The organism is Mesorhizobium sp. M6A.T.Cr.TU.017.01.1.1, assembly GCF_004023115.1.
GTDB lineage: Bacteria > Pseudomonadota > Alphaproteobacteria > Rhizobiales > Rhizobiaceae > Mesorhizobium > Mesorhizobium mediterraneum.
Map to the genome: position 1 here is coordinate 115,443 of NZ_RZTA01000003.1, position 6,162 is coordinate 121,604.

6 protein-coding genes are annotated in these 6,162 nt (G+C 60.0%); all 6 read right to left on the reverse strand.

Translation table 11 applies throughout. The features are described 5' to 3' along the window. Positions 1 to 80: 80 nt before the first annotated feature. A complete protein-coding gene (locus EOB36_RS01955) occupies positions 81 to 827 on the reverse strand; it encodes a GGDEF domain-containing protein (RefSeq protein WP_245467559.1) in 747 nt (248 codons plus the stop codon). A gap of 368 nt (positions 828 to 1,195) precedes the next feature. After that, complete coding sequence (locus tag EOB36_RS01960) at positions 1,196 to 1,900, reverse strand: thermonuclease family protein (RefSeq protein WP_128284159.1); 705 nt, start codon at positions 1,898 to 1,900, stop codon at positions 1,196 to 1,198. Positions 1,901 to 1,933: 33 nt separating this feature from the next. After that, positions 1,934 to 3,133, reverse strand: coding sequence for an ABC transporter substrate-binding protein (locus tag EOB36_RS01965; protein ID WP_128284160.1), 1,200 nt, complete (start codon positions 3,131 to 3,133; stop codon positions 1,934 to 1,936). 86 nt (positions 3,134 to 3,219) lie between these two features. Continuing rightward, the gene (locus tag EOB36_RS01970; RefSeq protein ID WP_128284161.1) at positions 3,220 to 3,978 is read right to left on the reverse strand and encodes a transglycosylase SLT domain-containing protein; all 759 of its coding nucleotides are present in this window, start codon (positions 3,976 to 3,978) and stop codon (positions 3,220 to 3,222) included. Between the two features lie 32 nt (positions 3,979 to 4,010). Further along, positions 4,011 to 4,382 (reverse strand): hypothetical protein, encoded by a 372-nt coding sequence (locus tag EOB36_RS01975; RefSeq protein ID WP_126104680.1) that lies wholly within the window; start codon positions 4,380 to 4,382, stop codon positions 4,011 to 4,013. Between the two features lie 60 nt (positions 4,383 to 4,442). Continuing rightward, on the reverse strand, positions 4,443 to 6,162 hold a 1,720-nt coding region (locus EOB36_RS01980; RefSeq protein WP_164897425.1), incomplete at its 5' end, for a type I secretion C-terminal target domain-containing protein.

The following is a 6,162-nucleotide window of genomic DNA, read 5'->3' on the forward strand; positions in this document are numbered from 1 at the left end:
CCTCGTCGTCGTTCGCCTTGGCCTGTCCTGCAGGCCATTCACACCGCAGCCGGAGCAAGTTGCCGCCCTGCAAGCGATCGTCAACTGGGCAGACGAGACAGTTCGAAGTCGGTTCCATTTCTGGATAGCAGCTGCTCGGCGGACCGGAACATGTCGTCAAACGCGAGTTCATTCTCGAAGACTACCCCTCCGACGCCTATGCTCAGGACATCCTCCGCCCCTTTTGGCGCGAAATAGACTTGCGCAACGCGCGCCCGGATACGTTCACCGACCTCCTTGGCGTCTTCTTCGGTGGCACCAGGTAGAAATACCCCAAAGATCGATGTCCCTATGCGGCCGATCAGATCCTCCTCGCGCACTGATGACTTTATGGTCGAGGCTATGAGCCGCAAGGCCTCGTCGCCCCATTCAATACCAAATCGCAGGTTGATGGATCGAAGGTGTTCGGGATGGATGACCAGGAAGGCACCCGAACGAGAGCCATGCTCAGATGGCTTCTTTACTCTGCGTTCGATGATCGAAGTAAAAGCCGTTCCGTTCAAGCAGCCCGTCAGGCCGTCGTAGGTCGCTGACTTGTTCAGCTCTTGCCGATAGCGGCGGATCTCAACCCGACCCCAGCCGATCAACAGGAAAAGCGGTAGCCCAATGGCGAGGGGGACGAGCGTTGCCGTGACAACGCCGCGTCCGAACGGCGTGAGCCCATCGGCGAACAGGAGCAGATAGTTGAGGGCCAGCGAAAAACCCAAACTCCCGGCGGTCCCCAGAAGCGTCAGCCATGCGATACTCTTCCACGCCTGGGCAGAGCTGTTCGCCGTCGATTTTGTCACTAACCGATCTCCTGTCAGATAGGCTGGCATAAGGCCGGCAAGTTACAAATTCGGTCTCAAAAGCCAATACAATTTGATCGATCGGGCTGAAGGAGCTCTGGCTGACTCACAGATGAAGCTGGAATTGCCCGCGAGAAAGATGGAAGACAACAGTTAACAAACCAAGTGTCGGCGCAGGCTGAACAACCAGCAGCGCAGGCAACCGCCTGTATCAGCATGCCGCTCTAGAGCCTGCCCCGATAAAATCGGGATGGGGCACTTTCTTTTTTGTTTGAGCATGATCGTTTCCGAAAACCGGATTCCGCTTTCGGGGATCGTGCTCCAGCTTCGGCAAGTACGGTTCCGTGAGGGCTCAAAAGGCGAGCTGACTATCGAGGCGGGCCGAATATACCCATCTCCGTATCCATCGCTGTCATCTCCGCCTTGCCGTAGATACCGCCCGGCAATGACAGGGCCCAGCCATTGGAAACCAGCCAGGCGCCGACATCCTGCCTGCCGAGCCTGCATGGGGCGGCGATAGCGAAACGATCAACTTCCGGCGGTACGAAACAATTCAGTGCACGTTGGCGCAACCAGGAGTTGAAAGCTGCGCGCGCGCGGTGGCCGCAAGGCCAGACGACGTCATGAAAGGAACAGGTCTTGTTCGTGGCAATGCTCTGGACCCCGCTGATGACCACCGTCCGTCCCATCGATTGGAAGATCGCGGACGAACTCGCAATCGGAGCGTAGAGCAGGACCTCCCGCCAGTCTTGCGGCATCGGCGTTTTCGGGGGCACGGCGAGACTGAGTTCGCTGAGTGGCGGACGGGGCTCGATCCGTTCGATTTCCGAAGAATCAAGTTGTGGCGGAGCGATGAGGTCCTGAGCAATCTTGCGTGCCGGCTCTCGCCGATGAGCGTCGAAAACGGTTGCGTCCGGTCGGGTTAGCTGCTTGCCGCGAATACCCTGAGACGGCGCAGGAACAGGCCGGTCGACCGAAAGCAAAGCCCCGCCCTGAATGATCAGGAGGAGCCCGGCCAGAAGCTCCAGGCTTGCGAGCGCGACAGCCAAGGGGATGCGGCTCGGCCTGCCCATCAGCTCGAAAAGGTCCTACGGGTTCGCGCCGGGTCAAAAACCCGACGTCGATCTGGCAACCAATTTGAGCGCACCCTTTTCAACTCGATAGAACGGCATCGATCGCTGGCTGGATCCGTCGGCGCGAAACCGGAATAGACCTGTGGATCCGCGAAACCCGCTCGGATTTTCGAGTACCTGTTTGCTGAAGCCATCGGGTCCAACCGCGCTGGCGATCCCAGCAGTCAGCGCAACCATATCATAGGCGTAGGCGACATTGACGTCGGGCTGATAGTTATAGGTAGTCTTGAAGCGGTCGGCGATTGGTCCGGTTTCGCGCGGATCGAGCGTGGCGATATAGGCCCCTTCAAACAGCGGCCCGATGGGGCGTTCCAGCCAGCGGTTTGTTCCCACCACAGCGATTGTTCTTCCCGGGATACCCTTGGATTTCAGGGCGGCAAGGATTTGCAGCGGGCTGTCGTCTCCGCTGGCGACAATGACGGCGTCCGGAGCATCCACGAGTGAGCCCATGTCGGTGACCGCTTTGGTGCCGCCGTCGCCTGCCGAGTACGGGATAGTGACCGCCAGCGTTGCGCCATAGATGCTTAGGCTGTTCGCGACCCGCTTTTCAACGGCACTGCCGTTCGAGCCAGCTGCGACAAGCAATACGAACTTCTTGCTGCCTTTCGCCGCGATGCCTGCGGCGCCCGCAGCCGCGCTGTCTGCCTCGCTGAGGCGCACGGCATAAACGCCGGGACCGCCTGTGAAATTGTTGGCAAGTGCCAACACTGGCGGCCGTTTCGGTCCCGACAATTTGGCGATATGCTGCGCCGCCGGTAGTTCGGTCGGACCGATGACGACTTTCGCTCCCGTCGTGATCGCCTTTATCGACAATTCGCTGGCGTGTGCACTGTCGCCCTGCGTGTCCTCGACCGTCAGTGTGAGCAATCCATTGCCAAGATCCGCCATTGCGAGTTTTGCGGCATCGAGCATCTTCCTGCCGGTTTCCCCCGTGGCTCCAGGGGCGGACAAGGGCAGCAGCATCGTGATCTTCGTCGAACCACTGCCGATCGATTGCGTCGCCTGGGATCGGCCCGCAACTGCGGCGTCATTCTGCACTCCGGGTGCGGCGATTGCAGCCGGATCGAGCACTTCGGAAATGCTGCCTTTCGACTGGCAACCTGACAATGTCACGGCGAGCGCAAAGGCGATTGCCCTCGTCCGCAGCCAGAGGACCTGTCGGCCAGCTTCCATGATTTTCCACCCTATGTGCCGCCGGGTCACTTCCCGGTCTGATCTTCCAGTCATGTCACGGCTGAGTTGCGCCGTCTTGTGGTTCTTTAGCCTGCAAAAAGCCGGGCTCTGAGCTTCCTGATCTGTCTGGCTTGCCATGCATTTCGATAGTCGGCGCATTTCATGTATCGCGGCCCAGGCACGAACACCCGCCGCACGCACACGCGTTTTCCTGCGGCAGGGGCGCTGTCTTCTCCTCCTGCTGAAAATGTGGAAAAGCCGAATGTTGCCACCGGCAACGGCCCGTCAACCTCGAACCCTTCCCTTGCCAGGATCGAGCGCGCGCGCTGGCAGTAGCGGACCGAAAGTGCCGAGAAACGGCTTTCGTTGTGCCCGGCGCGATACTTCATGACGGTGGTGCACAGGTCGCCGCCGGCGAGCCTGTTCGCCTGCGCGAGATATTTGACGCCCAGCGCGATGTTGGTCTTCGGCGCACTCAGCTCTTCGAGCGGGCCTTGAAAGCCAAGCATTCGTGCTGTCGCGGGCATGACCTGCATCAACCCGACTTCTCCGTCGGCACCGCGCGCCTCGGGATCGAACCCGCTTTCGATCTCCATTACGGCGTGTGCGAGCCGCGGCTCCAGGCCGTAGATCGACGACTGGCAGGTCGCAAATGCCTTCAGCGTTTCTCTCGTCCATTCCTGGGTGGCATCGCAGCGCGTCGGCCGCAACCGCTCGGGCAAGGCACTTTGTACTCTAGTGGATTGTTCCGACGCACCCGCGCTCGCATGCATGGCAGGCAGGTCAAAACCGACCAAGGCGATCGTTCCGGCGATCGCCCGCAGCAATGTTCGGTCGGCAATCATTGTCAGCCAGCCGCGCGTCGCCGCCTTTTTGGTCAGTTCATGTACTCGACCATGCGGTCGTGGAAACACTCGCATTTATTCAGGTAGTCTTCGTCGCGATAATTTGTCTTCAAATAGCCGTAAGCCTTGCCGCAGGCGACCTTGGCCTCGGAGGCCCAGACGAAGACAGGCCGTGACGAATGGATCCATTCCGAGCTGTTGGCGACGGCGACAGACTCGTCCATCAGTTGCACCACCTGGTTCTTGAGATCGACGATGTTGTCGGTCTGCACCAGGTTGGACGTGCCGACGACGCGACAATAATCGACCGACGGACCTTCGATGATGTCGGCGGCATACCCCGTCGATCCAACAGCCAGGAACAGTGTTGCACCGGCAGCCAGAAGTCTTGCAGACTTTTTCATGATGAATTCCCCTCTACCATTCGAATCTATAGCATAGCACCTAGCCCTTGCACTATTCCCCTAAACCGCATTGGCCGTGGTCGTATGCTGGGTTATTCCGTCGTCATAAAGCAGCGTGATTGTGCTGGACACCGGCACGTTCGTTAGCGTGGCCACATCCACGAAATTGGTGCCGTTGGCCGTACCGTCGGCATCGACGCTTAGCGTGCCGGTTCCCGCATCGTAGTTCACGAACTCGCCGATATTGGCTCCCCCCGGGGCTGTGTCGAACAACGACGTCAGGTCGATCACGTCGCCCTGGCCGCCAGCGCCGCTGTAGTCGGAGATGAGATCCTTGATGTCCAACTGGTCGAGTTTGAACGTATCAGCACCGTTTCCTCCAGTCATTGTGTCTTGGCCGAAACCTCCAACAAGGAGATCGTTGCCGTCGCCACCGCTGATAAGATCGCTGCCACCACCGCCGCTGAGGAAATCATTGCCTCCCCTGCCTATGATGACGTCATTGCCGCCATTGCCATTGAGATGGTCGATACCGGATGTGCCATAGATCTGGTCGGCCAAGGTGGCATCGCCATTCACCGTTATTCCAGGATCGCCTGGATCATGGGAGAAGAATTCGAATCTGACTGCGCGGGCCTGGTAGTTGCCGCCATCATTGTCGAAATAGGAAAGTGTCCATGTGTCGCCGGCGGCCGGTGGATTTGCGATCAGATAGTCCGCGAGCGTCGTCGTCGTTGCGACCCCGGCGCCGTCGAGAAGGAAGATATGGTCATAGTCGACGGTCGCCTTCATCAGGCCGGTGGCCGGGTCGTAGGTCCAACTCTGCTCGAATGTTCCGGCAGTCAGATCGTCTTCAACAACTGCAAAACGGTTCGCTCCGATCCTGATCTCGACTTGAACTTCCTGCTCGCGATGCGATCCCGCACTGCCGTCTCCGAAGACGCCTGGATTGCGTTCCCCTAGCGGGATCGGAGTTACGAAGGGCGACTCCTGGAAGTCGGTGTAGATTACGACTGTCGAGCCGTGAGGATCGGCCGTTATGGCGCTTACCGTGGCTTGGGACAGGCTCAGGTTCTGGGTCTGGTCGTTTCCGGAGGTGAGCGGGCTGTTACCATTACCCACCTGTGCGGTATCGCTGGGCAAGCTGGTCGGCGGGACTTCGTGGATGCCGACAGTCTGAGTGACGTGGGCGGTGCCGTCGAAGACGTCCAGCGACAGATTGACGTTGACGGTGTCGGTTACCGTTGCGGTCGGCCTGTAGACCAGGTCGTCCAGCAGGTTGATGCCGCCGGCCGGATCGTAGAGCACAGTGCCGGCCGTCAGGGCGACGTAGGTGACGCCATCGAAATAGAACGTGCCTGTGGGGATCGTCCCCGTCGCGGTGACGATGAGGTTATCGCCATCCGCATCGGTCGGGATAGTCACCAGCAAGGGATATCCGTCGGGATAGCTCGGCGTGCTCAAAGTTTGCTGTGCCGGATCGCTCGACATCCAGTTCTGGGTGTTTGCGGCAACCGGCGCATTGTTGACGTCCGACAGGGTGATGGTCAGCGTCGTCGTCGACAGGTCGCCGTCGCCGTCCATGATGGTGTAGACGAAGGTGTCGGTGGCGCCGCCGGCCGGCACGGCGTTGGCAAAGCCGTCATAGCTGTAGGAGCCGTTGGCGTTCAGCGTCAGCGTGCCGTAGGTGCCGGCGATGCCGGCGCCCAGGCCGCCGCTCACCGGGCTGGCGGTGTTGCTGCCGGCGGCCACGCCGACAACGCCGCCACAGGCGGCCGCA